Origin of the sequence: Actinokineospora terrae (assembly GCF_900111175.1) — a bacterium.
In the GTDB taxonomy this organism is placed as follows: domain Bacteria; phylum Actinomycetota; class Actinomycetes; order Mycobacteriales; family Pseudonocardiaceae; genus Actinokineospora; species Actinokineospora terrae.
In genome coordinates this window covers 235344-261127 of the sequence record NZ_FOGI01000006.1, presented here as the reverse complement: position 1 = coordinate 261127, position 25784 = coordinate 235344, and the positions used below count along the sequence as shown (strand labels likewise).

Genomic DNA, 25784 nt, shown 5'->3' with positions numbered 1-25784 from the left:
TTCGACGGCGGGACGGAGTTCGGTGACCACGGCGGCACACACCCGGGATCGGTGGCACGACGACCTCTACACCGACGTCGTGGCCGAGGCGATCGACAAGCACGAGATCAGCGGCAAGCTCACGGAGGTCCCCGGCATCGATGCCGATTTCCTCCGGCGCCGGTGCGCCAGGGAGAAGGACCGGCTGCTGGCCGACATGGCCGACGACGTCCTGGCCTTCGACCTGGCGGCGTCTCGCGAGCACCTGCTGTCGAACCGGACGCTCGTCGCCAAGGCCACGCGGGTGGTGCTCACCACGCCGGTGCTGCACCGGCTGCTCGCGCTGTCCGGCCTGCTCTCGCTCGTGCTCGCCTTCCTCTTCTACCGCCCCGGCCCCCTGGACGCCCACCCCCACATCGTCATGCTGCTGGCCTCGGCGGCCTTGGTGGCGGTCGGTGTCGTCGTCACCTGCGTGCCGGACCTGGCCGCCAGGGTGCCCCTGCGGTGGCACGAGGAAGCCGTCGCGGGCGTGCACGCGGTGGCGGTGCTGCTGTTCCTCTCCGCCATCGTGTGGATCGCCCCGGTGCAGCCGCCGGGTGGCGGGCCGGGGGCGGACCGACCGGGGACGTTCCTGTCGATCGCGGGGATCTGCGCGCTGTTCTTCCTGTGCGCGTTCATCCGGGTCAGCCGGGAGTCCAGGGGCGAGCTGACCACGAACCCCCGGGTGCCGTTCATCATCCTGATCGGGGCCCTGCTGCCGCTGGTGATCACCGTGCTGCGGGCGCGCGGGGACAACGGGATCGCCCAGGCGCAACCGCAGTGGTTCCTCGTGGCCGTGGGCGCGAGCCTGCTCGCCCTGGTCATGGTGATCACCCTGTGCGGGCTCGGCGCGCAGCCCGCACAGGTGCTGCTGAGCGCGGACACCGCCACCAAGGCCCGGGTCCGGCGCAGGCTGCGCGACGAGGTCGTGCTGCCGCTGCTGCGCGAGGAGATCAACGGCATGCAGCCGTCCTTCGAGACCACCATCCAGGTCACCGAGGCGCCGGGGCTGAGCCAGCTGTCCGACCCGATGTACAAGGTGCCCACCAAGGCAGCCGGGCAGATCGCGGACCTGTTCCGGACCATGCCCGGCGGCAGCATCGGGCTGGCCGGGTCGCGCGGCGCGGGCAAGTCGACGGTGATCGAGGCGGAGTGCGAGCGGGCGCCGGACACCCTGGCGACCATGGTGTCGGCGCCGGTCGAGTACTCGGGCCGCGAGTTCCTGCTGCACCTCTACGCGAAGGTCTGCCTGGAGGTGCTCGGCCCGGCGGCGGAGTCGGCGCACGGGCCGGACGTCGTGGGAACCGTGGGCAGGCGGTCGCGGCGGTGGGCGACGGCGGTGTACGGGGCCGTGGCCGTCGTGGCGGGCGGGATCCTGATCCTGCTCGACAGCATCGGCGCCAAGGTGCCCGCGCAGTCGGGGTGGGGTGTGGCGCTGGTGGTCCTGGCGATGGGGCTGTTCTCGCAGCTGGTGTTCCGGCGGGACACGACCCGGTTGCGCACCGCCGGGGCGGTGCCGCTGGTGGAGTTGGCGGCGGCGCGGTTGGAGGAGATCCGGTTCCAGCAGTCGTTCACGGCCACCTGGAGCAGTGCGGTGAAGGCGCCGGTGGGGGTGGAGGGGACGTTCGGGGGTGGGCGGGGGCTGACCAGGCAGCAGATGCACCTGCCGGAGATCGTGGACTCGTTGCGGGCGTTCCTGGCGCGGGCGGCGCGGGAGCGGCAGCGGGTGGTGATCGGGATCGACGAGTTGGACAAGATGCGGTCGGAGGCGGCGGCGGAGCAGTTGCTCAACGAGATCAAGGGCGTGTTCGGGGTACGCGGCTGCTACTTCCTGGTGTCGGTGTCCGAGGACGCGATGAGCTCGTTCGAGCGGCGCGGGCTGCCGTTCCGGGACGTGTTCGACAGCACCTTCGACGAGATCGTCTGGTTCGAGCCGCTGACCCCGGCCGAGGCGGTGGCCACCATCGACCGGCGGGTGCTGCTGATGCCGGTCCCGTTCAAGCACCTCTGCTACGCGCTGTCCGGCGGTCTGCCCCGCGACCTGATCCGGACCGCGCGCAAGGTCATCGACGCGCAGCGGCCGACCGGGCCGACCGACCTGTCCACGGTCGCCGGGAAGCTGGTCACCCAGGACGTCGCCCGCAAGGCGCACGCCATCGCGATCGCCGCGCGCAAGCTCGACCACGAACCGGAGATCGGCGCGTTCCTGCTCGAGTGCGCGGGGCTGCGGGAGTCGACGGCCTCGGCCGAGCAGTTGCGGCGGCGGATCAAGGAGATGGCGCCGTCCGCGGTCGGGCAGGGGCCGCTGGCCAGGCTCGTCGAGGAGCTGACCTGCTACCTGTACTACGCCGCGACCGTCCTGGAGTTCTTCGACGCGACCGCCGGGACGCGGCGGTGGACGGCCGGGCCGCCGGACGCCCCCGGGGACCTGGCGCGGTTGGCCAGGGCCCGGGAGGCGTTCGCGGTGAGCACCAGGGTGGCGTGGGAGTCGATCTCCCGCTTCCGCGAGGCGTGGTCGATGGTGCCCGACCCGTACCCGGCCGCCGTCACCATCCCCTCGCCCCGCTAGCCCCCCGCCCGCTGGGGATCAGCCGCGCCGGGCGGTGCCGAGGTCCTCGTAGCCGGGTGCGTCGCCTGCCCGGACCCGGGTCCAGGCGCGGGTGAACAGGTCGGCGGTGGGTTCGCGGGCGACGATCACCGGGGGTGGCGAGTCGGTGAAGCCGTACATCGGGGTCTTCCAGGCCTCCAGGGGCAGGTGCGGGGTGGACAGGGCGAGCCAGCCACCGGGGAGGAACAGGGAACGGCCTGCCCTGGCGCGTTTCGCGGTGAGGACGAGGTCGGTCTCGGCCAACGCGGCGCGCGCCTTGCGCAACCGGGTCGGTTTCCAGCCCGTCCAGCGGGCGACGTTCGCGTCGGTCGGATCCGGTAATGCCAACAGTTGCAGGTAGAGCGTGGCCGCGTCTTCGTCGATGGCGTGCGCGGTGGCCACCTCGGAAACCAGGTGCGGAACCGACACCGTGGGGTCTTGGAAGTAGACCTGGGGATCGAACCCGGCGGGGAGTTCGGCCGCACAGGCCGCGGTAAGGCCATCGCAGGCGAGGAGATCGAGCACATGGAGGTAGCCGGAGTGCGCGATCTCCATGGCGGCCACGAGCATGTCCCGGTCGTGCGGGCCGAGTAGACCCGGCCAGACGAACAACGAGTAGTCGTCGCCGTCGTAGTGCACGTCGAGCCACTCGCGGACGCGGACCGAACCGACCTCTGTGGACGGCTCGGCGCCGATCAGCCCCCGGATCTCCTGCGAGCTGAGCCACTCGCCGAGCGAGAGGCCGAAACCAGGGTGCGCGACCCGCTGCCGGGCCAGTGCCAACGTCTCCGAGAGGGCCGCGCGGTGCGGTGAGCCTGCCGGGAGCCGTTGGGCCAACCAGGCCAGGACACGGGCCACCGTCAGCAGGTTCGAGTCGCTGAAGCCGCCGCTGTCCTTGGACACCAGCCTTCCCTCGACCAGCCGCATGTGCGCGTCGGTGTGCAGCCACGGGGTGGCTGCCGGGTTCAGCGCCGCCGTGACGTGCTCGGTGGCGCGCGAGTACGGGAGCCGGGTGGTGGCGTCGGCGAGCAGGGCGTCGTCGATCGGGCGCATCGCGCCGAACTCGTCGGTCCACACCGCGGCGACCGCGACCGCGTCCGGGCCGCTCGTCCACAGGTCCTCCGGCTCGGCCGGGACCCCGGCGGCGACCACCGCGCGGCGGAACCGGTCCCCGAGGCCGCGCAGGCGTTCGCGGGCGGCCTTCGCGCCCGGCACGGACAGCCCGAGCACGGCGCGGTCCTCGGTGCTGATGAACCCCGAGCCCCAGCGGAAGACGCCGGGCATGCCCGCGAGCAGGTAGGTGGCCTCCGCCGTGCCGAGGCCGGTGCGTTCGACCAGGGTCGCCGCCGCCTCGGGCCGCCACGGGTACGGGCCGCGTTCGGCGAGCAGGTCGAGGAACCGGGTGATCCAGCCGCGGTCGAGCGGGCCGAAGTCCTCGGCGCTGTCGACCACCCAGCCCTCCGGCAGGGCGAACCCGCCGCGGGTGAACTGGAGGCCGGTCGCGGTGCCGCCGGGGCTGAACGAGCTGGTGTAGCTGACGGCGACGAACCCGTCCGGCGTCGGGTGGACCCGGTGCCGGTGCGCGGTCTGCTCTTTGGGCACCTCGGCCACCACGCGGCGCCACTGACCGGGGCTGTCGAGGATGCCGCTGTCGGCGATCCACCGCAGCACCTGGACAAGAGTGTCGCGTTCGGACGGTGGCGTAATCGGCGACGCGGCGCGCAAGGCCACCGCGCCCAGGTGCGGCACAAGGTCGACCCATTCGACGTTGACGCCCTCTGGGAGCCCTTGCTCTACCTGCACCGGTTCCAGGGAGACCGCGTGCAGTGCCGCCGTGAGCGCGGGCAGCGCTGTGCGCCCGGTGCCCGCGGCGTCGCTGCGGTTGCGGCGGAACCAGTCGAGCGCGACGGCGACCTCGTTCTCGGTGGCCGTCGTGCCGGTGTCGCCCTGCTCCCCCGCCAACGCCCGCGCGGCCTCGGCGATGCCGTCGAAGTCGCGCCGGAAGATCACCAGGCCCGCCGCACGGCGGAGCACGGAGATCACCCCGGCCAGCAGGCCCGGGTGGCTGATCTCGGGCAACGCCGCTCGGGCGGCCGTGATCACGTCATCGGTCCCACCGCGCAGGAGCGTGGCGTAGCGGGCGTGGTTCGCCTTCTCGTCGTCCCACTCCTTGAGGTCGCCGTCCCACTTCTCTGCCTCGAGCTCGGCGACGGCCGCGGCGAGCACGGTCTCGACGGCGTCCTTGGTCACCGCGCGCAGAGCGGCGGACCCGGCCTCGTCCCGCGGGCGCAGCAGGTGCCACCACCGCAGCGGGACCACCAGCGGCGTGCCCGCAGCGTAGGTCGGGTGGTGCTCGCCGCGCTGCACCGTCGCGACGGGGGCGCCGTCCGCGTCGAGGAGCGTGGTGTCGGACCCGTCCTCGCTGACGGTCAGCCTGGTTCCGGGCAGGTCGAGGAGTCCGGACACGGGAACGGTCGCGGTGACCATGCGGCCGTCGACACCCTCACCGGTCCAGGTGCCGTCGGGCTCTTGGCGGACACGCCAGCCGTGCAGTCCACCGGCGGCGCCCAGCGGGCTGGTCGCGGTCGCCGGGGTGGTCGGGCGCAGGTCGCACCGGGCGAGGTCGAGCCGCGCGCCGTCCACGGCGAAGTCGCTGAGGAACGCGGGCGGTGTGGAGCGGCCCGCGGTTCCAGTGACCGGGTCGATCTGGCGCCACGTGTCGTCGTTGCTGCTACCTGCCCACACCCCGATGCCGTCGCCGTAGGCGTGCGTGGGCTGCGGGATCACTGTGTCGCCACGGTGGACGGCTCGCTTGCCGGTGAACCTGCCGCCGCCCGGCAGGGCTACTGAGGGCTTGATGTCGAACAGGTCGTAGACGTCGAACGCGCTCGTGGCGATGTGCTTCGCCGGGTTGTCGCTCCAGTACGCGAACTGCCCCTTCGGGCCGTACCACTGCACCAGCAGGACACCGTCGTGCCAGGACGCGGCCGTCCACTCGTACCACTTGTGCCTGTCGGCGGCGGAGAGGGCCGCGGTGTGCTCGGCGACCACCTCGTCCGGCCCCACCACGGCGACGGACTGGTCGCGGCCGACGACGAGCGCGGGCCAGCCCTCGCCGCGGAACCCGACCTCGGCCGCCTTGGCGCCGAACCCGGCGACGGCCTCGTCCAGGGCGGGCCAGCCCAGCTCGTCGACCAGGCCCGCGCGCAGGGTCTTTACCGCCGCGGCGGCGATATCGGCCCCGGCGATCGCCGCGGCGGCGTCCGGGGCATCGGCGAAGGCGTCGGCGACCCGGAGCAGACCCAGTTCGGCGAGGTTCTCGGCCAGGGTCGGCACCGTCGAGCCGAGGTCGGTGGTGTGCGCGGTGATCCAGCCGCGCAGGGCGTGGCGCAGACCGGGGACGGCCATGACCTGCCGGACGGTCTCGGCCTTGGCGATGTCGTCGCTGTCGGACCCGCTGTAGAGGTGCGAGGTGACCGCCTCGCCCAGCGTGGTGCCCCGCGCGGAGGCAGCGAACGCGGTGAGGTCGCGGCGGCCGGAACTGGTGTCTGCCAGCCAGTCGGACAGGTCGATCCACTCGGCGGTGGTCTCGACCGGGACGCCGCGGGAGAGCAGCAGGTCGATCAGGTCGAGCTCGACCTCGCGCCACCGGCCGCCAAGCCGGACCTGCTCCCCATCGGCCAGCAGCCGGTCGACCATGGCCTCGGCGAGGGTGAGCAGGGCGGCCGAACGGGCCACGAACCCCCAGCCCGCGGCCCTGATCGCGGCGACGGCGGCCAGCCACCCGGCCGGGGTGGTCGACACCGCCGGGTCGGGCGGGCCGGTGAGCGCGGTGGTGGCGCCGCACTCGGTCAGCAGGTCGATCCACTGGTCCACTGTGGACTTCTGCTGCGGGACGAACGCCAGCAGGCGGGCGCGGACGGCGATGTCGCCCTTGGCCAGGGTGATGAGCGCGTCGCGGTAGGACTTCCAGAACCCACCTGTGGCACGGGAGATGGACGCGGCTTGGAGGACGTCGCGAAGGACTCGCTCGTCCTCGGTTCGCGCGTCGAGCTTCGCGGCCTTGGCCAAACGGCGCAGGTCCTCGGGCATCCCCGCGTGGGGCGGTAGGCCTGCCCTGACCCGTTCGACGCATAGGGTGCGGAACCGGTCGTAGGCCTCTTCTGCGGTGTAGCGGCGGGCGAGGTCCTTGGCGTAAGCGGTCAAGGCCTTGGCGGGCAAGGCACCGGCGAACGCGAACTCCAGGAAGACAGCGCGCACGCGCTCCGGGTCGACAGCGAGGTCGTGGACCTGCTCGGCTTCTCTTGCCTTGCCGAACATGGTCGCCGCGTAGCTGGTGTTGCCGTGCTTGAAGAAGATCCGCGCGGCCTCTTCGTAGAAGGTCGGCAGGAAGTGCGGCGCCGAGCGGCCCAACATCGCCGCGAGGTCGGTGAAGCCTTCCTTGGCCGCGCCCGCCTTCGACTTCGCCAGGCGGTCCAGGCGCTCGATGTCCTTGACCAGCGCCAGCGCGTGCCGCGCGTTGCCGGGGTCGTGGATCAGCGCCCACGCGGGGAACCCCAACGCGGACCGCCTCGCCACACCCACGGGTGCGGTGCTCGTCGGCGCCGCGAACCCCAGGTACTCCGCGGTCAGGTCCTCGGCCACGCCCAGCACTTCCGGCGCCAGCCGCACGACGACACGGTCCTCCAACGCGGGGTGCTCGTAGTGCCGGGCGACAAGAACGTCGCGGTCGTCGCCCGCGTTCGTGCCGGGCAGGACGGCCCCGGCGGCCAGCAGGTCGGCGCTCATTCAGCCGCCTCCTCGACCGCGCGGCCCGCGTGGATGGCCGAAGCCATCCGCATCCCCTCGGACCAGGCGACCGGCCCGACCTCGGCCAGCGGGACGGTGGTGCCGTCGGGGCGGGTCCACCAGAGCTCGCCCGTCCAGGCCTCGCTCTCGGGGTACTGGTCGGCGCCGACCCAGTAGCGCGCCTGCAGGGTCGCCCCGCCCTCGAACACCGCGCAGACGGCCTCGCCGCCGCGCACCGGGTAGCCGAGGGTGCGGCAGCGGGCCAGCACGTGGTTGATCTGCTCGAACCTGGCGCCGGAGAAGTCGGCCACGGTGGTGCCGGAGGGCAACTCGGCCTGCCGGCTGAAGGTCTGCCGGAACAGCTGCTGCACCCGCTGCTCCACCCCGAGCTCGGCGGCGAACTCCCGCAACTCGTCGAGGTCGTCGAGCAGCACCGGGTGCGGCACGGTGACCGTCTCCGGCCGCACCCACACGGTGTCGCCGTCCAGGGTCACCAGCCCGACGCCCCGCTCCGGGTCGGCGTCCCTGATGAACCCGACGTCACCGGCGTCGACCACGAGGTCGCGCACCACCGACCGCCACGCGCTGTCCGCCCACACCTGCCCCAGCAACACGGTCGGCACCGGCAGCGACTTGGCCAGCCACCCGTCCACAGTGGAAAGACACTCGGCGTCGTGCCGGTCGAGCCACTCGACCAACTGCCGCAACCGCACCACCACGTCGTCTTCCTTCAGCGCGGCCGGAACCGCCCCCAACACCTTCCCCTTGGCGTTGCGGCACTGCACCCGCCCCCCGTGCACCCGAACCTCATACCCACCCGAAGCGCCGACCCACCCCACGTGCCCACCCCTGACCTCAGTCCCGCCAACGCCGCCACCCTAGCGACCCGCCCCGACAGTCCGCCCCCATCCATCCCCACCCCTCCCGAATGGACCGACACGCCCCTGCCTCAGGGCGCAGACAAGGGCACAGCGCGACTGTCGACTGTGGGATGGCCAGCTACAGGGAGGGCGTCTGGCAACAGCCTCAATCCGACGAACGGGCCTCTGGCCCCAGACCGGCTCTCCAACCCCAGACCGAGCCTCTAACCCGAGACCAGCTCGCCAACCCCAGACCGAGCCACTAACCCCCGAGCCCCAAGCCCCAGACTGAGCCGCCTACCCCAGGCCAGGCCACTAGCCTCTAGTCCCAGGCCGTGCCTCTGGCCTCAGGCCGGGCCTCCAGCCCCGCTCCCGCCCCCAGCGCCCCCTCGCGCACGCGGTCCCGACCCTGCCCAGCCCCCACCCACACCGGGGGGCGTCCCAGTGCCAGTCTATCGGCACCCCCCGACAGTCGATCTTGAAACGGGCCGCTCAAGATCCACATGTGGATAACTTCTGTCCCTGAACCGGGTGAAACAAGATGGCCGCCCCCCGAGGGGGACGGCCATCCGGGAAGCCAAAGATCAGCTGGTCAAACCCACAACGTGGTCGACAACGGAGTCCACCGCGATCTCCGTGCGGTCGCCCGTGGCCCGGTCCTTCACCTCGACGACGCCGTTGGCCAACCCGCGGCCGATCACGACGATCGTCGGGACCCCGATCAGCTCGGCGTCCTTGAACTTGACCCCCGGTGAGGCGGGGCGGTCGTCGAGCAGGACGTCGACGCCGCGGGTGTGCAGGTCGGCGGCGAGCTTCTCGCCCGCTTCCAGCAGGGTCGCGTCCTTGCCCGCGACGACCACGTGGACGTCGGCGGGTGAGACCTGGCGGGGCCACACCAGACCTGCGGAGTCGAAGGTCTGCTCGGCGATGACGGCGACCAGGCGGGAGACGCCGATGCCGTAGGAGCCCATGGTGATGGTGATGGGCTTGGAGTCGGCGCCGAGCGCGGTCAGGCCGAGGGCGTCGGAGTACTTGCGGCCCAGCTGGAAGACGTGGCCGATCTCGATGCCCCTGGCGGCGACGAGGGTGCCGGTGCCGTCGGGGGCGGGGTCGCCCTCGCGGACCTCGGCGGCCTCGATGGTGCCGTCCGGGGTGAAGTCGCGGCCCGCGACCAGGTCGACGACGTGGTGGTCAGCCTGGTCGGCGCCGGTGACCCACGCGGTGCCGGTGACCACGCGCGGGTCGACCAGGTACCTGACCTTGTTGTCGAGCAGCGCGCGCGGGCCGATGTAGCCCTTGACCAGGAACGGGTTCTTGGCGAAGTCCGCCTCCTCCAGCACCTGGAACTCGGCGGGCGACAGCGCCGCCTCCAGCCGCTTCGGGTCGACCTCGCGGTCGCCGGGGACACCGACCGCGAGCAGCTCCCACTCGGTCGCGCCGGGCAGGCGGACCTTGAACAGGACGTTCTTGAGCGTGTCGGCCGCGGTGAACGTCCGGCCGAGGTCGGCGCCGTTGAGGAACTCGACGAGCGTATCGATGGTGGGCGTGCCCGGCGTGTGGTGCGCCCGCGCCTCGGGCAGGCCGTCCAGCTCGCGCGCGGGGGGCGCCGGGGTCACGACCGCCTCGACGTTGGCCGCGTAGTCCGAACCGGTGCTGCGGACGAAGGTGTCCTCACCGATCGGCACCTCGGCCAGGAACTCCTCGGAGGCCGAACCGCCCATGGCGCCGGAGGTGGCCTTGACGATCACGTAGCGCAGGTTGAGCCGGTCGAAGATGCGCACGTAGGTGGCGCGGTGCGCGGCGTAGCTCTCGACCAGGCCCTCGTCGGTGAGGTCGAACGAGTATGAGTCCTTCATCAGGAACTCGCGGCCGCGCAGGATCCCCGCGCGGGGACGCGCCTCGTCGCGGTACTTGTTCTGGATCTGGTAGAGCGAGAGGGGGTAGTCCTTGTAAGAGGCGTACTCGCCCTTCACGGTGAGCGCGAACAGCTCCTCGTGCGTGGGGCCGAGCAGGTAGTCGTTGCCCTTGCGGTCCTTGAGGCGGAACAGGTTGGGGCCGTACTCGGTCCACCGGTTGGTCGCCTCGTAGGGCTCGCGGGGCAGCAGCGCGGGGAACTGGATCTCCTGCGCCCCCATCGCGTCCATCTCCTCGCGCACGATCGCCTCGACCTTGCGCAGCACCCGCAGACCGAGCGGCAGCCAGGAGTAGACGCCGGGGGCGACCCGGCGGACGTACCCGGCGCGGACCAGCAGCTTGTGGCTGGGCACCTCCGCGTCGGCCGGGTCCTCGCGCAGGGTGCGCAGGAACAACGTCGACATCCTGGTGATCACGGTAATGCTCCTCGTGTCGGGCGGGTGCCCATAGAGCGTAGTGACCTGCCGCTGGTCAGCGCATCGGGGTTACGCGGGCTCGATGACGCGGTCCTCGGTGACGATCGCGGTGACCAGGTCGGCGGGGGTGACGTCGAAGGCGTAGTTCAGCGCCCGCGTCCCCTCCGGGGCGGTGCGCACTCCCCCGAACCCGGTGACCTCCTCCTCCGACCGCACCTCGATCGTGATGGCGGAACCGTCAGGCGTGGCCTCGTCCACGGTGGACTCCGGTGCGGCGACAACGAACGGGATCCCGGCGCGCGCGGCCGCCAACGCCAGCGGGTACGTGCCGATCTTGTTGACAACGTCACCATTCGCGGCGATCCGGTCGGCTCCTACGACCACGGCGTGCACAAGACCGTTCGCGATGACCGACGGCCCGGCAGAGTCAACGACGAGCGTGTGCTCGACACCCATCTCGGCAAGCTCCCACGTCGTGATCCGCGCCCCTTGCAGCAAGGGCCGGGTCTCGTCGGCGTAGACGTGCCCGAGCCTGTCCCGCGCGTGCAGTGACCGCAGCACACCGAGAGCGGTCCCCCACTCGACACACGCGAGCGCGCCCGCGTTGCAGTGCGTGTGCGCGTTGATCCGGCCGGGCACCCGGGCGGTGAGCCAGTCGGCGCCGCGCTCGGCGAGTGTCCGGTTGAGCCGGACGTCGTCCTCCAGCACGGTGATCGCCTCGACCACCGCCTCGGGGATGCCCAGTGCGAGCTTGGCCAGCACCCGGTCGACGCCCCAGGCGAGGTTCACCGCCGTGGGGCGGGCGGCCCGGATCCGGGCCGCCGCGGCGACCGGGTCCGTTGTGGACAACGCGGCCAACGCGACGCCCAGTGCCCCGGCCACGCCGAGCGCGGGGGCGCCGCGCACGGCCAGGGTGCGGATCGCGGTCACGAGTTCGGGAACAGTGCGTAGCTCGCGGGTGACGACTTCGTGGGGGAGGCGGGTCTGGTCGACGATGACGATGTGGTCGGACTGCCAGTCGATGGTGCGCACGGGTCCATGATTGTCGGTCCTGGCGGTTACGGTGCGGGGTATGACCATTGGTATCGCAGGTGTGACCATCGATTGCGCCGATCCGCGCACCCTCGCCGCCTTCTGGACGCGGGCGCTGGGCTTCGAGGTGGCCCAGGACTTCGGCGGCGAGTTCATGTTCCTCGGCCCGGCGGGCGCGCGGCAGGGCGAGGCCGTCTTCGTGGGGCTGCAGCGGGTGCCCGAGGAGCGCGCGGGCAAGAACCGCGTCCACCTGGACTTCACCACCGCGGACCGCGCGGCCGAGGTGGCCAGGCTGGTGGACCTGGGCGCGGTCGAGGTCGGCGCGCACGACGTGCCCGGGCTGTCGTGGACTGTCCTGCAGGACCCGGAGGGCAACGAGTTCTGCGTGGGGTCGAGCAACGGCTGACGTCTCACAACCCGGACAGTCCGGCAGCGCGCACCGTGAGGTGGCGGCGCTCCACCGCGCTGGTGGCGCGCTTGGCCGCCTCCCGGTAGTCCGCGCGCGCCGCCTCGGTGTCGCCCGCCAGTTCCAGCAGGTGCGCCCGGGTCGCGTAGAGCCGGTGGTTGCGGGTCATCCGCTTGTCGGCGGCCAGGGTCGCCAGCAGCGCGAGCCCGGCCCCGGGTCCGGCGGTCATCCCGACGGCCACCGCGCGGTTGAGGGTGACGACCGGGCTGGGCGCGACCCGGTCGAGCAGCTGGTAGAGACCGGCGATCTGCGGCCAGTCGGTGTCGGCGGCGGTCACGGCCTCGCTGTGCACCGCCGCGATCGCCGCCTGGAGCTGGTAGGGCCCGACCCGGCCCGCGGTCAACGCCCCGGTGACGAGGTCGACCCCCTCGGTGATCGCGGCGCGGTCCCACAGCGACCGGTCCTGCTCGGCGAGCGGCACGAGCGCGCCCGCGCGCAGCCGGGCCGGGCGGTGCGAGTCGGTGAGCAGCATCAGCGCGAGCAGGCCAGCGACCTCGGTGTCGTCGGGCAGCAGCGCGCGCAGCCAGCGGGTCAGCCGGATCGCCTCGTCCGACAGCGCGGTGGCGGTGAGGTCGGCGCCGTCGGTGCTGGTGTGGCCCTCGGTGAACACCAGGTACAGCACGTGCAGCACCGCGTCGAGCCGATCCGGTCCCGCCTGGCCGAGGTCGACGTCGCGGACGGTCTGCCTGGCCCGGCTGAGCCGCTGCGCCATGGTGGCCTCCGGGACCAGGAACGCCGCGGCGATCTGGGCGGTGCTCAGGCCGCCGACGGCGCGCAGGGTGAGCGCGATCCGCGAGGACGGGCTCAGCTCCGGGTGGCAGCAGAGGAACAGCAGCTCCAGGGAGTCGTCGTAGGCCGCGTGGTCGACCTGGACCGGGGTCCGCGCGAGGCGGTCCTGCTCCTCGCGGCGCCTGCGGGACGCGTCAGCGCGCAGGTGGTCGACGAGTCTGCGCGAGGCGACGGTCACCAGCCAGGCGCGCGGGTTGTCCGGGACCCCCTCGGCAGGCCACCGGGTCGCGGCCGCCACCAGCGCCTCCTGCACGGCGTCCTCCGCGCCGTCGACCCACCCGTTGCGGCGCACGAGAGCCGCGAGGACCTGCGGCGCGAGCACGCGCAGCAGGTCCTCACCGACCTCGCTCACGGCGCCTCGTGCAGGATCGGCCACACCTCGACCGGGCTCTCGTCGGCCCACGGCATGTCCGCGGCGATCTGCTCGGCCCGCTCCTGGCCGTCCACGTCGAGCAGGTAGAAGCTGGCGATGTACTCCTTGGTCTCCAGGTAGGGACCGTCGGTGACCGCGGGCGCCCCGTTCTCGCGCCGCACCAGCCGGGCCAGCACGGCGTCGGAGAGGCCGTAGGCGCCGAGCAGCTCACCGCTCTCGCGGTAGCGGGTGTTGAACGCCTCCTGCTTGGCGAGGGCGGCGGGCCACTCCTCGGCCGGGATGGCGTCCCACTTCTCCTGGTTGCCGTAGATGAGCAGCAGGTACTTCATGCCAGTTCTCCCTCTCCCGGTGCGGACCGCCGCGGCCCACTCCCACCCTGAAGTCGGAGCGGCGCCGACAGGCTCTACATCCACCGGCGAACATTCTTCCCGCGCCCGCCGACCGCCACCGCCTCCACAATGGAAAGAGGCCCGCCCCCAGCGGGGACGGGCCTCTTCCTACTGCCTACTCGGCTCAGCCGCGGCGGTCGTCGCGCCAGTTGCGGGAGGTGCCGGTGCGGGCGGCGCCATCGCGGGGCGCGAAGTCGCGGTTGCGGTCGGTGTTCTCGCGGGGGGCGCGGTCCCTGGAGTCACGGGCGTCGCCGCGGGGGGCGCGGTCGCGGAAGCCGCCGCTGTCGCGGGTGCCCGCGCTCGCGCCGCCGCGGTAGCCACCCTCACGGGCAGCACCACCGGTGTTGCCGCGGTAACCGCCCTCGCGGGGTGCGCGGTCGCCGCGGTAGCCACCCTCGCGGGGTGCGCTGTCGCGGTAGCCGCCCTCACGCGGGGCGCGGTTGTCGCCGCCCGCGAAGTCGCGGGTGCGGTGGTCGCGGCTGGGCTCGCGCCGGTCGTCGCGCGGGTGGCCCTCGCGGCGCTCGGTGCCCCGGCCCGTGGTGGCGCGGCTCTCGCGGGGGCCGCGGCCCTCGAAACCACCGGTGCGGCGGCGGAACTCGCCACCGGCGCGGCGCGCGGTGTGACCCGCGCGGGGGGCGCGGACCGGCATCGGCTTCTCGATGACCGGCTCACCGCTGGGCACCCGGGCGCCGGTGATGCGGATCAGGTCCGCGTCGCCGGGCCGGACCTTGGTGTGCTCGGGCTTCACGCCTGCCCGGTCGGTCAACCGGACCACGGTGCGGCGCTGGTCGTGGGTCACCACGGTGACCACGGTGCCCGCCTCACCGGCGCGCGCGGTGCGGCCCGCGCGGTGCAGGTAGTCCTTGGGGTCCGCGGGCGGGTCGACGTGCACGACCAGGCTGACGCCGTCGACGTGGATGCCGCGGGCGGCGACGTCGGTGGCGACCAGGACCGGCATGTCACCGTCGCGGAACTGGCTGAGCACCCGGTTGCGGGCACCCTGGGTCTTGCCGCCGTGCAGCGCGCCCGCGCGGACACCGACCGAGCGCAGCTTGTCGGCGAGCCGGTCCACGTGGTGCTTGGTGCGCACGAACATGATGGTGCGGCCGTCGCGGGCCGCCATCTCGGTGATGACGTCGGCCTTGTCCTGCTTGGACACCAGGAGCATGTGGTGCTCCATGGTGGACACGCTGGCGGTGGAGCTGTCGACCGAGTGCGTCACCGGGTTGCTCAGGTAGCGGCGCACCAGCTGGTCGACGTCACCGTCGAGGGTCGCGGAGAACAGCAGCACCTGGCCGTCGCGGTTGGTCAGGTCGAGGATCTCGCGCACCTGCGGCAGGAAGCCCATGTCGGCCATCTGGTCGGCCTCGTCGATGGCGCTGAACTGCACCGAGTCCAGCACGCAGGTGCCCTGCCGGACGTGGTCGGAGAGCCGACCGGGGGTGGCGATGAGCAGGTCGACGCCGCGGCGCAGCGCCTCGGCCTGCCGCGGGAAGGACATGCCGCCGACCGCGGTGCGGCACCACAGGCCCAGCGAGCGGGCCAGCGGGGTGAGCGCGTCGCTGACCTGGAGCGCGAGCTCACGGGTCGGCACGAGCACCAGGGCGCGGGGGCGCAGCGGCTTGGCCTCGCCGCCGTCGAGCCTGGCCAGCAGCGCGAGGCCGAAGGCGAGGGTCTTGCCGGAGCCGGTCTGGGCGCGGCCCAGCACGTCGCGGCCCGCCAGCGCGTCCGGGATCGTGGCGGTCTGGATCGGGAACGGCTGGTTGATACCGGCCTCGGTGAGCGCCCGCAGCAGCGGCGCGGGCAGGCCCAGGTCGGCGAAGGTGACGCCGGTGGGCTCGAAGCGCCCCTTGCCGCTGGCGCGGTGGCGCGGCTTGCGGCCATCGGCGGTGTCAGCGGAGTCGACCGCGTCGGTGTCGACGGCGGCGTCGAGCTCGGCGTCGAGCTCGAGCAGGGCGTTCGTGGGCAGGGCAGAGTCGAGCAAGGGAGTCCTCTCCGGACGATGGCACGTCTCGGGAGGCTCCGCCCTCTTCTCAGGAGGCCGGCAGGCTATCGCACGGACGAGCCCGGCGCGTGTGTCACGCCGTCGGGTGGGTGTAGGCACCGGCTGTCGTTTCACCGGAGCCTCTGGTCGGCTCCGCTCACGGTGCGCTGCCCACTCTACCCGACGGCGTGACGTTCCCCCGCACGGCGGGAGCGGGATCACGTGTCGCGGGTCAGCCGAGCCCCGCCACGTCGAGCAGGTGGGCGGTCAGCACGCCTGGGTCGACGAGCTGCTCGGACAGCCCCCGACCTGCGAACCACCGGCTGATGTTGGCCACGTCGCGGGCCAGGAACTCGGCCCCGGCCGGGTTCGCGACGAGGTCGACCACCTGCGGCAGATCGATCACCATCAGGTGACCCTCGTGGACCAGGACGTTGTACGCGGACAGGTCGCCGTGGGTCAGCCGGTGCACCGCGAACAGCTCCAGCGCGGCCACCAGTTGCTCCCAGAGGTCGCGCAGCTGCTCCGGCTCCGGCCTGCTCTGGGCGAGCCGGGGCGCGCCCTGGCGGTCGCCGTCGGCCAGGAACTCCAGCAGCAGCTCGGTGCCGTCGCGCTGCACCGGGTAGGGCACGGGCGCCCCGACCGACCACAGCCGCGACAGCGCGGCGAACTCCGCCACCGCCCACTGCTCGGCGATCAGGTTGCGCCCGAACACCGTCCGGTTCGCGATCGCCCTGCTCTCCCGGGACCGGCGCATCCGCCTGCCTTCGAGGTAGCCGGAGTCGCGGTGGAACAACCTGTGCTCACCGCTGCGGTACCGCTTCGCCGCCAACAGGCAGCTCTCACCGCCGGGAACCGCGCGCTCGATGACGAACACGTCGGCTTCCTTACCGGTCTTGAGCACCCCGAGCTCGGAATCAGCCGCGGCGTCACTGGTGACGAGCCAGTCGGGCCTGGGGTGGGGGCCTTGCTCGCTGTCGGCCCACGTGGACCAGCGATCGGCACCGTCGGGCAGCTCGAGCTCGGCGGTGTACGCGTCCTCGCGGACCCGGGCCAGCCGCAGCTTCTCGGCCTCGGTCAGCCTGCCGGAGCGCTGGGGCTGGGGATCGTCGTCGAACCTGCGCCGCCGCATCCGGCTGGACTTGGGGGCGTCGTCGAAATCGTGCTCTCGCACTGGGTGGGACTCCTCGGTTGGAAGGACGCCCCACCACCGCGTCTTACCGCGGCCCCGGCAGGGCGGGTGGACGGGACAGCGCCACATCCACAACGACGGTCGTCGACATCACGGCACCTCCCTTGATCTCCACCGGCTTCTTCACCACCGGCCTTGCGGGGCATAGCTTGGCTGGGCACGTTCGGGGGCGCAACCGAATTAACGGGTGAGCTTGTTCTTGCTGGTGGGGGGAGGTTTCGGGGTCTGTGGTCCCGCCTGGGAGATTCACCCGGTTCAGGGACAGAAGTTATCCACATGTGGATCTTCGGCGGCCTGTTTCAAGATCTACTGTCGGGGGATGCCGATAGACTGGCACTGGGACGCCCCCCGGTGTGGGTGGGGGCTGGGCAGGGTCGGGACCGCGTGCGCGAGGGGGCGCTGAGGGCGGGAACGGGGCTAGAGGCCAGCCTGGGGCTAGGGGGCCGACCTGGACGCTCGGCCTGGGGTTAGAGAGCCAGCCTGGGGTTAGAGGCTCGGTCTGAAGTTGGAGAGCCGGTGTGGTGTCAGACGCCTGGTTGGGGCAGTTGGACCTGGGTGTAGGTCTTGGGGCTATGGGGTGACCACGAGGTCCAGGGCGTTGGGGGTGGGGGTTTTGGTGAGGGTGAGGCCTGCCGTGGCGGCTACTGAGATGAGGCCGCGGATGGTGGTGGGTTCGCGGGGGGTTGTGGCCAGGGCGGCGGCCAGGCGGCCCTTGTAGGCCTTGTTGAAGTGGCTGACGGTCTTGCGGCGGCCGTCTGGGGACTCGGTGACGACTCGGATGGTGATGGCCGCCGGGATGGTGGCGAGGTTGGCGTAGGCGCCGGAGCGGAGGTCGATCAGCAGGTCGTCCACAGTGGACAGGGTCTTCTCCAGCGACGGGCGCCACAGTGGGCGGAGCGGGCCCAGGGCAGGCAGCACCGACGCGCCGGAGAGGCGGTAGGCGGGGATGGGGTCGGCGGCGCGGAGCACGCCGAACAGGGCCGAGGCGACGGCGAGGCGGGCGTCGGCGCGGCGGCGCTGGGCCTTGGTGAACGACGGGATGGCCATGGCGTCGTAGAGGACGCCCGTGTAGCGCTCCAGGGCCGGGCGGGTCGGCGCGGCGAACAGGGCCGCGTTGCGCTCCACCTCGTCGACCTGCCGCTCGGACAGGTCGAGGGCGGCGAGGCTGGCGGGCACGTCGTCGGCGAGGGCGACCAGCGCGGTGGCGACCTGGTCACGGACCGGCGTCAGTTCCGGGAACGACAGCGCCGCCAGGTCGAGCGCGGGGCCGTCGCCGCCGTCGCTCTTGGTCTCGGAAGGGGGGAGCAGCACGAGCACCGGCCGAGCGTAGAGAAAACCGGTCGAGCGGACCGCCCCGGGTGTCCTACCGTGGCTCGATGTGGACCTGACGTGGCGCGCCCTGGCGGACTCCGACGCACCGGCCTGGGTACGGCTGATGGCCGAGGCCGAGGCGGTGGACCAGGTCGACGAGCACAGCGGTGTCGACGACTACGCCAAGCTGGTCGACGACGCCGGACCGGAGGACACCGTCGCCGTGTTCGACGGCGACACCCTGGTGGGGTACGGGATCGCGTTCGGCAGGCCGGGCGCGGTCGAGGTCGACCGGATCCGGTTGCTGGGCGCCGTCGCACCGTCGCACCGCCGCCGCGGCATCGGCGCGGAACTCCTCCGGCGGTCGCAGGGCGCCGCGCGGGCCAGGCACGCCAGGCTGTTCCCCGACCTTCGGCTGGAGGCCGTTGTCGCGGCGCACGACCGGAACACCGACCTGGCCACGATCGTGGCCGCCGCTGGCTACACCGCGACCCGCTGGTTCTTCGACATGCGCGCCACGCTCACCGAGGACCTGCCCCGGGTGCCGGTCCCGACCGGGTTCACCCTGGAGCGCTACCGGCCCGAGTTCTCCGAGGCGCTGCGGCTGCTGCGCAACGACACCTTCGCCGAGCACTGGGGTTCGACCGACGTCGACACCGCGTTCTGGGAGAGGCACTTCGTGACGTCCCCGCCGCTGGAGCCGACGCTGAGCGCGCACCTGCGCGACGACGAGACCGGCGACCTGGCCGCGTTCGTGCTGAGCCTGCAGCACCCCGCCGACACCGCCGCGCGCGGGTACAAGGAGCTGTGGGTCGCCGACGTCGGCACCCGCACCGCGTGGCGTGGTCGTGGCCTGGCGACCGCACTGCTGTCGACGCTGTTGCACGACGCCAGGACCGCGGGCTTCGCGACTTCCGGCCTCAGCGTTGACGCCGACAACCACACCGGCGCGCTGGGGGTCTACGAGCGCGCGGGCTACAAGGTCGTCGCCAAGTTCACCCAGCACGTGCTCGCCCTCGACTAAGAGACGGGCAGCCGCACCGCGCCCGCCTCAGCGTGCCCCAGCGCGGTGCGGCCAAGCATCCCCTCTTACAGCAACGTCAACTGCGTGTCCCCCGCGTTCTGCGTCTCCGCAGTGCGTTGAGCGGGGATGGGCGGGTCGAACCGCGATGTCGACAGCGCGTGGCGCCGCAGCAACGGAGCGACCCTGGCCGATAACTCCGCCCGGTACCCAGCGGACGCGTAGCTCGACACGCCATAGACACGCCGGTAGAGCGGGACCAGCTCAGGGTGCTCCCGCGCTAACCACGCGGCGAACCACTCGCGGGCCCCGGGTCGCACGTGGAGCGCGGTGACCATCACGCTGGTCGCTCCCGCTGCCGCGATCCCTGAGAACAACGCGTCCAACTGCTCCACCGAATCCGTCAGCCCCGGTAGGACAGGCGCGACAGCCACACCGCACGACAAGCCTGCGTCGTTGAGCCTGCGCACCATCTCCAGCCGTGCCTGCGGTGAGGCCGTACCCGGCTCCAGCACGCGTTGCAGCTCACGGTCCAGCAGCGCGACCGACACACCGAGCCACACCGGCACGTCAGCGCTGACCGCGCGCAACAGCGGGATGTCCCGGTTGAGCAAGGTGCCCTTGGTCAGGATCGAGAACGGCGTGCCGTGCTTGGCGAGGGTGCCGATGATCCCCGGCATCAGCCGGTAGCGCCCCTCCGCCCGTTGGTACGGGTCGGTGTTGGTGCCCATGGCGACCGGCGACCGGTCCCAGCGCGGTGATGCCAACTGTCGCGTGAGGACCTGCGGTGCGTTGACCTTCACGACGATCTGGCTGTCGAAGTCGTGCCCCGCGTCCAGGTCGAGGTACTTGTGGCTGTTGCGGGCGAAGCAGTTGTGGCTGACCACACCGTTGGCGATGAAGTCACCCGTGCCGGTGGTGATGTCGAACAGCGGTAGGTCCAACCCCAGCGGTTCGATCGACACCACACCGAGTTGGGCGCCGGACTTGATGGCCGCATCGTCGATCGCACGCTTCTCGGTGGCGGCAGGGTCTGTGGTGTGGAACAAGCGCAGGTGCTCGGCAAGACCGCCGTCGATCCGCACGCACGACTTACCGCCAGCGGCGCGCCGGGACTCGATGGCATAAGAGAACCCGAAGGCCTCCAACGCCTCCGTGACGGCCGTCAGCGCACGGTCGCCCAGGTTGGGCAACCTCAGGATGCGGTGCGAGAACGTGCCGTCGGCGTCGAAGGCACCCGCGAGCAAACCCTTGCGCCACTCGTCGGTCGGGGTGCGCGGCCACTCCACCGGCAGGGTCAACGCGAAGTCACCGGTGAGGTACTCGGCCACCCGTGCCGCCGCGCGCTCGGAACCGGTGACAGTGCCGTCACCACGCGCGATGCCGGACAGGTAGCCACGCCGGTAGTCAGCGGTGTCCTTGGGCGGTAGGGCGAACCGGCCGGTGCCCATCAGCTTGTTGCCGGCGGTCAGGTGCGGCCGCCGCGACGGTCCGGAGACCTCGCCGGTGACGTGCTTCCAGCCGCGTTCGGTGAGGAACCGGTGCTCCCCACTCGCGATGAGCTGGGTTCCGTCGACCAGGGTGACCCGGTAGGCAGGCTTGACCGTGGACCAGTGGTCCAACACCTCCGTGGGCACGTAGTGCCGATAACTACCGCGCCGCTCGGTCCCGTAGACGCGGTCGCCGACTCGCAGCTCGGCCATCGGCTTCGTAGTGCCATCGGCCATCAGGACGGGCGTGTCGCCGTGCAGGCAGTAGCTGCACGCGTGCGTGCAGCCCCGGTACGGGTTGATCGTCCAGCGGAAGGGCATTGATGAGTTCTCCGGCATCCGGTTCAGCACCGACTTCGCCAACACCTCGTGGAACACGACACCCGCGAACTCCGGGGTGCGGACACTGCGCACCAACCCGGGCAACCCCGGCAACGCCTGTTCTCCCGCAGCGCTCTCCCCCGTCTCCCCGACTACCTGCCGCTGCCATCGCACCCCTCTATTCGAACACGCGTTCGAACGCGGCGCAACCAGTTCACCCCGATCGGGACCCGACTGGCACGATGTCGCGGTGCAGGACTGGGAAACCCAGCCGATTCCCCGGGTGACCGAGGCAGAGCTGACCAAGCGCGGCGACGTCGACCACGGCGACCGGGACAAGAGCGCCGCCAGGCACCGCCGGAGCAGCGGGCCGGACACCGGTAGAAGGCGCGCCGAACACAGCGAACCCCAACACCGCCAGCCCGAGCACAGCGAACCCGAGCCCGCCAAGACCGGACACGGCCATGGCCATCACGGCCCAGCGACGCCGGCGTCCCCGCGTGTCCGAAAGTTCCTCTTGGCCCTACTGGCACCGTTCGCGCTAGCGGCCCTCGTCGGCATGGTCTTGCTCTACCCGACCGGCGACGGACCGGAGACCCGTGGCCAGCAAGCGGTGTCCGGGACCGTCACCGCTACCGAGGCGAGTCCGTGCAGCAGCGGGGACACCTCGTCGGACCAGTGCCTGACCGTGACCGTCGAGATGACCGATGGCACGGCCAAGGGCAGCGACATCCGCACGACCGTCCCGATCGAACCGAGCACCCCGCGCTTCGCGGTCGGCGACGACGTCGTGCTCGCCTACAACGGCGGCGACGCGCTCAGCGGCGGCTCTTACCAACTCGTCGACTTCCAACGCGGACTCCCTCTAGGTGTCCTCGCGGCACTCTTCGCGATCGCGGTGTTGGTGCTAGGGCGCTGGCAAGGGCTCAAGGCGCTGGTGGCACTGGGGTTGAGCTTCGCGGTACTGCTGCTGTTCGTCCTACCGGCGATCCTGGCCGGGGAGAACCCGCTGCTCGTGGCGGTCGCCGGCGCGGGCGTGATCATGTTCGCGGTGCTCTACCTGACTCACGGCCTGTCCGCGCGGACCTCGACCGCGGTGCTCGGCACCATGGTCAGCCTGGGCCTGATCGGCGTGCTCAGCGCCGCGTTCAGCGCGGCGACCAACCTCACCGGCCTCGACGACCAGACCACCACCCTGCTCGGCACCCTCGGCCACGGCATCGACACCAGGGGGTTGCTGCTGGCCGGGATCGTGATCGGCGCGCTCGGCGTCCTCGACGACGTCACCGTCACCCAGACCAGCGCGGTGTGGGAGCTGCGGGCGGCCAACCCGGCGCTGGGCAGGCGCGAGTTGTACGCCGCAGGCCTGCGCATCGGCCGCGACCACGTGTCCTCCGCGGTCAACACCCTGGTCATGGCCTACGCCGGGGCCGCGCTGCCGGTGCTGCTGTACTCGTCGCTGTCCGGGGTCGGCCTCGGCACGGTGCTGGAGTCGCAGACCATCGCCCAGGAGATCGTGCGGACCCTGGTGGGCAGCATCGGGCTGGTCGCCGCCGTCCCGGTCACCACGGCCGTGGCCGCGCTGGTCGCGGTGCGGGAACCGGCGCTCAGTCCAGCGACGCCACGAACCGGGTGATCGCCTCGGGCCGCAGCCGCTGGGCGAGCTTGCCGGTCGGGGCGAGCGAGCCCAGCCGGAACAGCGGCCGCTCCGGCGCCGCCTCCCCCTTGGCCTCCGCGCGCAGCTGCGCGACCAGGAGCTGGGAGAACACCAGGCCTGCCGGGTTCTCGCTGCCCGCGAGCGCGTCGGCGAGCTTGCGCAGCACGAGGATGCCCAGCTCGCGGCCGCCGGTGCCGGAGTACATCGCCAGCGCCACGTTGATCGAGGTGCTCTTGTGCCCGACCAGCATCCCCACGGTGCGGATGCCGCGCACGTCGGTGACCAGCAGCTCCAGCCGGTCGGCCGCGCGCAGGTCGACCGACTTGCTGCCGATCGTGCGGGCCACCACGGTCGTGCCGCCGCGCAGCCACAGGGTGCGCCGCGCGGACGCCCAGGCCAGCAGGAGCAGCAGCAGGACCACCACGCCCGCGGTGACCAGCCCGGCGGTCTGCCCGCCGATCAACCCGACGACCCCGCCGAGCGCGGCGCCGAGGACCAGGGCGACCAGCAGCGACAGCACGCCGCGGCGGCGGTCGGGTTCGGTGAGGCTGAGCGGGATCAGGTCGGTCGGCGCCTTCGGCGGGACCTGACCTGCCGGGATCGGATTGGTCTCGTCGGCCACGTCAGATCCCCTTGCCCCGGCCGCGGTGGGCGGAGGAGGGGTCGGTCAGGTCGACCATGCCGGTGAGGAACGGGTTGCCGACCCGCTCCTGCCCGATGGTCGTGGTGGGGCCGTGCCCGGGCAGGACGACGGTGTCGTCGTCGAGTTCGAGCAGGCCGCGCAGCGACTCGGTCATCCTGGCCATCGACCCGCCGGGCAGGTCGGTGCGGCCGATCGAGCCCGCGAACAGCGTGTCGCCGGAGAACAGCAGCTTGCCGCCCTCGTCGGTGGTGTGCCCGAAGCTCACCGACCCCTCGGTGTGCCCGGGGGTGTGCCGCACCGTGAGCCGCAGACCGGCCAGGTCCAGCTCGGCGCCGTCGGCCAGCTCGCGGACCTCGGCGGGCTCGCGCACGGTCAGCGGGCCGAAGAACCGGGCGGCCTCGTCGCTCATGCCGCGCAGCGGGTCGCTGAGCATGTACCGGTCGTCCGGGTGGATCCAGGCGGGCACGTCGTTGCCGTCGCAGACCGGTGTGACGGAGAAGGTGTGGTCGAGGTGCCCGTGGGTCAGCACGACGGCGACCGGCGCCAGCCGGTGCTCGGCCAGCGCGGCCAGCAGGGCCTCCTCGGCGTCCTGACCAGGGTCTACGACCACGCAGGGGCCGCCGGGCTCCGGCGCGATCAGGAAGCAGTTGGCTTGGAAGGCGCCTGTCGGGAAGCCGACGACGAGCACAGGTAAACCTCCGGTCGCGGATTCTTGGCTTCTTCTCAGCCTAGTAGGCCCTACCTCCACGCGGTTCTTACCGGGGGTCCCCATAGACTGCGCGCCAGCCAGTTTGCGGTCAGCTAGGAGGGTGCGAGGTGCCGAGCAACGAGCAGCGCCGAGAGGCGGCCAAGCGCAAGCTTGAGCGCCAGCTCGTCAACAGGGCAGAGCGCGCCCGCAAGCGTCGGATCGTCGGGGTCGTCGGCACCGTCGTGGGCGTGATCGCGGTCGTCGGTCTGATCTACTGGCTGGCGAACATCGGCGGCGGCAGCACCACCGACACCGCGTCGTCGAACACGGTGGCGACCAGCGAGCCGGACACCCCGCCGGACACGCCCACCTCGATCCCGACCGAGCTGGCGCCGGTGCCCAAGCGGGCCACCCCGCTGCCCGCGAAGGTCACCTGCGAGTACCCGGCCGAGGCGGACAAGCCCGCCGCCAAGCCCGCGACGCCACCCTCGGGCAAGGACGTCGCCGCCACGGGTACCGCCAGCGCGACGCTGACCATCAACGGCGCCGAGGTCAAGGCCACCCTGGACCGCGCGCTCGCGCCGTGCACGGTCAACAGCTTCACCAACCTGGCCAAGCAGGGGTACTTCAACGACACCCCGTGCCACCGGTTGACCACCACCGACGGCCTGCAGGTGCTGCAGTGCGGCGACCCGTCCGGCACCGGCAGCGGCGGCCCCGGCTACAGCTTCGACGACGAGGTCTTCCCCGAGATCAAGTACGGCCGCGGCCTGCTGGCCATGGCGAACGCGGGCAAGAACCCGGAGACGAACAAGGGCACCAACGGCAGCCAGTTCTTCATCGTCTACGGCACCGCCGAGCTGCCGCCGAACTACAACCTGTTCGGCTACATCGACGCCGACAGCATGAAGAAGATCGACGAGATCGCCAAGGCGGGCACCATCTCCCAGGGCAACCCGGGCGACGGCAAGCCGAAGAACGAGGTCAAGATCTCCACCGTCGCCGTGGCGTGACCCAGAGCCGACGACGCCCGCCCCGGGGTACGGGGGCGGGCGTCGTTCGCGTTCGAGGGCTTACCAGCGGTCGTACGCCTTGAGGGTGCGCAGGCACTCCACGGTGAACCACCCCGCCCACTCGTGCTCGGTCGCCGGGGTCCAGCTCTCCCAGCGGACCCGCCAGCCGCCGTCGTCGTGCTGGGCGTCGACGAGGTCGTCGAGACTGGCCGACATCTCGTCGTCGGTGAACCAGGCGCGGGCGAGGGAGTCCGGGGTGGACGCGTACTCGTGCGGGCTGTGCAGCTCGGCGGGGTTGTATCCCTCCGGGACTGTCCCCTCGGCACCGATGCGCACGAGCCCGTTATCCCGGACAAGCCCGCCGAGGCGCGCGGCCGTCTCCTCCGCGCGTGACCGGTCAGGGGCGTTGTCGAGGAACCCCACAACGCCAAGGGCCTCGTACGGGTGCGTGGTGGTAAGAGCGTCGATCCGGGTCCAACAGAACTCGGCGGCACTATCGACCCACGGGTGCGTCACGCCTGCCTGCCACAGAGCACCCACCAGATTGGCCGTTGGCAGCAGCGAACCCTCGTAGGTGTCCGAGACCTGCCACCACGGCGCGCGCGGGTAGTCGCGGATGTTGGGGTGCACGAACGGCACTCCCCCACCTTCGGCGGTGATGGACTCCAGGTACTCGACCACACCATCCGGCGCCGCCTTCGCCTCGTGCAACACGTGCAGGGCGGCCAGGGTGGTGATGGGCTGACTACCCGGTCCTCGGCCGTCAGGCTCAAGGGCGTTGCCGTACCCGCCGTCCGGGTTGCGATAAGCGGCCAAGGCAGCCAGAACGGGC

General features: G+C 72.0%; 18 protein-coding genes. 5 read left to right on the top strand and 13 right to left on the bottom strand.

Going from position 1 to position 25784, the window contains the following annotated elements:
- Positions 1 to 22: 22 nt before the first annotated feature.
- Positions 23 to 2587 carry a hypothetical protein gene (locus BMY07_RS15175; RefSeq protein ID WP_092778695.1) on the top strand — a complete coding sequence of 855 codons (2565 nt, stop codon included), beginning with the start codon at positions 23 to 25 and terminating at the stop codon, positions 2585 to 2587.
- Positions 2588 to 2605: 18 nt separating this feature from the next.
- Here the strand turns inward: BMY07_RS15175 and BMY07_RS15170 are convergent, their stop codons facing one another.
- The 4 genes from BMY07_RS15170 to mtnA form a co-directional block, all read right to left on the bottom strand.
- Entirely contained in the window at positions 2606 to 7393 is a 4788-nt protein-coding gene (locus BMY07_RS15170) for a hypothetical protein (RefSeq protein WP_092778693.1), read from the bottom strand.
- Positions 7390 to 8193 carry a DUF4132 domain-containing protein gene (locus BMY07_RS15165; protein ID WP_245782398.1) on the bottom strand — a complete coding sequence of 268 codons (804 nt, stop codon included), beginning with the start codon at positions 8191 to 8193 and terminating at the stop codon, positions 7390 to 7392. Before BMY07_RS15165 ends, BMY07_RS15170 begins: the two co-directional genes overlap by 4 nt.
- Before the next feature lie 644 nt (positions 8194 to 8837).
- Entirely contained in the window at positions 8838 to 10583 is a 1746-nt protein-coding gene (locus BMY07_RS15160; protein WP_092778688.1) for a proline--tRNA ligase, read from the bottom strand.
- Positions 10584 to 10652: 69 nt separating this feature from the next.
- A complete protein-coding gene (mtnA, locus tag BMY07_RS15155) occupies positions 10653 to 11663 on the bottom strand; it encodes an S-methyl-5-thioribose-1-phosphate isomerase (protein ID WP_092778687.1) in 1011 nt (336 codons plus the stop codon).
- Between mtnA and BMY07_RS15150 the strand changes: the two genes are divergently transcribed.
- Positions 11656 to 12021, top strand: a complete 366-nt coding sequence (locus BMY07_RS15150; RefSeq protein ID WP_092778686.1) for a VOC family protein — start codon at positions 11656 to 11658, stop codon at positions 12019 to 12021. The genes mtnA and BMY07_RS15150 overlap by 8 nt on opposite strands.
- A gap of 4 nt (positions 12022 to 12025) precedes the next feature.
- Here the strand turns inward: BMY07_RS15150 and BMY07_RS15145 are convergent, their stop codons facing one another.
- From BMY07_RS15145 to yaaA, 5 genes are all read right to left on the bottom strand, one after another.
- Positions 12026 to 13222: an RNA polymerase sigma factor gene (locus BMY07_RS15145; protein ID WP_092778685.1), complete on the bottom strand. Its 1197-nt coding sequence runs from the start codon at positions 13220 to 13222 to the stop codon at positions 12026 to 12028.
- Positions 13219 to 13572 carry a YciI family protein gene (locus tag BMY07_RS15140; RefSeq protein ID WP_092778684.1) on the bottom strand — a complete coding sequence of 118 codons (354 nt, stop codon included), beginning with the start codon at positions 13570 to 13572 and terminating at the stop codon, positions 13219 to 13221. Before BMY07_RS15140 ends, BMY07_RS15145 begins: the two co-directional genes overlap by 4 nt.
- Before the next feature lie 184 nt (positions 13573 to 13756).
- Positions 13757 to 15616, bottom strand: a complete 1860-nt coding sequence (locus BMY07_RS15135) for a DEAD/DEAH box helicase (RefSeq protein WP_425426298.1) — start codon at positions 15614 to 15616, stop codon at positions 13757 to 13759.
- A 232-nt stretch (positions 15617 to 15848) separates the two neighbouring features.
- Positions 15849 to 16790 carry a serine protein kinase RIO gene (locus BMY07_RS15130; protein ID WP_177215591.1) on the bottom strand — a complete coding sequence of 314 codons (942 nt, stop codon included), beginning with the start codon at positions 16788 to 16790 and terminating at the stop codon, positions 15849 to 15851.
- Between the two features lie 588 nt (positions 16791 to 17378).
- Complete coding sequence (gene yaaA / locus BMY07_RS15125) at positions 17379 to 18125, bottom strand: peroxide stress protein YaaA (protein ID WP_092778683.1); 747 nt, start codon at positions 18123 to 18125, stop codon at positions 17379 to 17381.
- A gap of 61 nt (positions 18126 to 18186) precedes the next feature.
- Here yaaA and BMY07_RS15120 point away from each other — a divergent pair, with 61 nt between their 5' ends.
- A complete protein-coding gene (locus tag BMY07_RS15120; RefSeq protein ID WP_092778682.1) occupies positions 18187 to 19143 on the top strand; it encodes a GNAT family N-acetyltransferase in 957 nt (318 codons plus the stop codon).
- A gap of 65 nt (positions 19144 to 19208) precedes the next feature.
- Here the strand turns inward: BMY07_RS15120 and BMY07_RS15115 are convergent, their stop codons facing one another.
- The gene (locus tag BMY07_RS15115) at positions 19209 to 21125 is read right to left on the bottom strand and encodes an intein-containing Rv2578c family radical SAM protein (RefSeq protein ID WP_092778681.1); all 1917 of its coding nucleotides are present in this window, start codon (positions 21123 to 21125) and stop codon (positions 19209 to 19211) included.
- A gap of 76 nt (positions 21126 to 21201) precedes the next feature.
- On the opposite strand from BMY07_RS15115, the gene BMY07_RS15110 reads away from it, so the two are divergent.
- On the top strand, positions 21202 to 22587 hold the full coding sequence (locus tag BMY07_RS15110) for a YibE/F family protein (protein WP_177215590.1): 1386 nt from the start codon (positions 21202 to 21204) through the stop codon (positions 22585 to 22587).
- Here BMY07_RS15110 and BMY07_RS15105 read toward each other — a convergent pair.
- Both BMY07_RS15105 and BMY07_RS15100 read right to left on the bottom strand, forming a co-directional pair.
- Positions 22559 to 23230, bottom strand: a complete 672-nt coding sequence (locus BMY07_RS15105; RefSeq protein ID WP_245782397.1) for a hypothetical protein — start codon at positions 23228 to 23230, stop codon at positions 22559 to 22561. The genes BMY07_RS15110 and BMY07_RS15105 overlap by 29 nt on opposite strands.
- Position 23231: 1 nt before the next feature.
- Complete coding sequence (locus BMY07_RS15100; RefSeq protein ID WP_092778680.1) at positions 23232 to 23939, bottom strand: MBL fold metallo-hydrolase; 708 nt, start codon at positions 23937 to 23939, stop codon at positions 23232 to 23234.
- A 128-nt stretch (positions 23940 to 24067) separates the two neighbouring features.
- Between BMY07_RS15100 and BMY07_RS15095 the strand changes: the two genes are divergently transcribed.
- On the top strand, positions 24068 to 24952 hold the full coding sequence (locus tag BMY07_RS15095; protein WP_092778679.1) for a peptidylprolyl isomerase: 885 nt from the start codon (positions 24068 to 24070) through the stop codon (positions 24950 to 24952).
- Between the two features lie 60 nt (positions 24953 to 25012).
- On the opposite strand, the gene BMY07_RS15090 is transcribed toward BMY07_RS15095, so the two are convergent.
- Entirely contained in the window at positions 25013 to 25768 is a 756-nt protein-coding gene (locus BMY07_RS15090; RefSeq protein ID WP_245782396.1) for a hypothetical protein, read from the bottom strand.
- Between the last annotated feature and the right edge of the window lie 16 nt (positions 25769 to 25784).